The organism is Streptomyces malaysiensis subsp. samsunensis (assembly GCF_024519315.1).
GTDB classification, from domain to species: domain Bacteria; phylum Actinomycetota; class Actinomycetes; order Streptomycetales; family Streptomycetaceae; genus Streptomyces; species Streptomyces malaysiensis.
Map to the genome: position 1 here is coordinate 1 of NZ_JANIIC010000219.1, position 1,144 is coordinate 1,144.

General features: G+C 67.4%; 1 protein-coding gene and 1 pseudogene. One reads left to right on the forward strand and one right to left on the reverse strand.

Going from position 1 to position 1,144, the window contains the following annotated elements; translation table 11 throughout:
• Window positions 1–81: 81 nt before the first annotated feature.
• A complete protein-coding gene (locus tag NQU54_RS48560; RefSeq protein ID WP_030278697.1) occupies window positions 82–459 on the forward strand; it encodes a nuclear transport factor 2 family protein in 378 nt (125 codons plus the stop codon).
• Window positions 460–573: 114 nt separating this feature from the next.
• Here the strand turns inward: NQU54_RS48560 and NQU54_RS48565 are convergent.
• Window positions 574–1,071 (reverse strand): annotated as a pseudogene (locus tag NQU54_RS48565) (helix-turn-helix domain-containing protein); the annotation flags it as partial.
• Between the last annotated feature and the right edge of the window lie 73 nt (window positions 1,072–1,144).

Below are 1,144 nucleotides of genomic sequence, written 5' to 3' on the forward strand. Positions count from 1 at the left end.
TGCTGTGACCGGGATGGTCCACCGTGATCGGAAGGCGACTCGCGGGACGAGCGCACGCGCAACGGCTGGTATTACTGGGGGATGCAGGAAGAGACGGCACGCTCCGCGATCGACACGTTCATCTCCGCGTTTAACGCCTCGGACGACAGCTATGTGACTGCCCTGCTCTCCCAGGCCCTTACCTCAGACGTGGTCTTCTGGGGGCCGTTGGGTCGCAGCGAAGGAATCGCGGCGGTCGAGCGGTTCGTGCTGGACATCCGGCGCCACCCGGCGGGGACCGGCACGATGGTGCGCTGCTCGGCGGTGGACATGCCTGGCGAGTGGGCCCGGTACCAGTGGGTCTTCACCACGCCGGATGGAGGCCCCCGCCTGGCGGGAACAGACGTCGTCCATCTGCGGCGGAGCCTCATCGACCAGGTCATCGTCTTTGCGGGGGAGATCGAGCCGTCCGCCTCCTGAGTCGTCCTTCTGTCGCTGTCCTTCTCGTGAACTTGTCCCTTTCGGCACTCCGGGGCTGCGGCTCGCGGTCGGTCAGGCTGCGGCGTTGAGGGGGCGTCCGCCCCAGCGGATGCCCTCGGCGTCACGATGAGGGTCGGGTGATTCCTTCCATGTCTTGGTGCGCTGGAAGGTGATGCCGCGGCGCCGGAGCAGGCACCATAAGGCTTCACGGCCGATGCGGATGACACGTCCGTGCACTTCCCGCAGGTAGGCGGCGAGTTTGCGGATCGACCAGCGGGTGAAGGGCTGGCCGAGCCTGGTGGGGCGGGTGGTGGCCGTCCGGATGACGAAGTCCTCGTCGTCAGGGGTGAGCAGGCGGGGACGGCCTCCCGCCCACTGAGGGTCCAGGCAGGCCACGCCGATCTCGTTGAAGCGGTGGATCACGTCGCGCTCGGTGTCCTCATCGGCCTGGACCAGCTGGGCGATCACCGGCACCCGGATTCCGCCCGCCGAAGCGAGCAGCATCATCGCCCGCCGGTAACGCACCGAACTCGTGCTGCCCCGGCGCACGATCTGCTTCAGCTTCTGCCCCTCCTTGTCGGTCAATCTGCGTACACGGACAGACTCAGCCACCGCGCCTCCAGCGGTCCAATGGACGTCACCGCACATCCAACCGTCACGACCACCAACCCGGCGAACCTACGCC

Coding starts and splice junctions, on each gene's coding strand:
- NQU54_RS48560 (WP_030278697.1), top strand. CDS start 82: ATGCAGGAAGAGACGGCACGCTCCGCGATCGACACGTTCATCTCCGCG.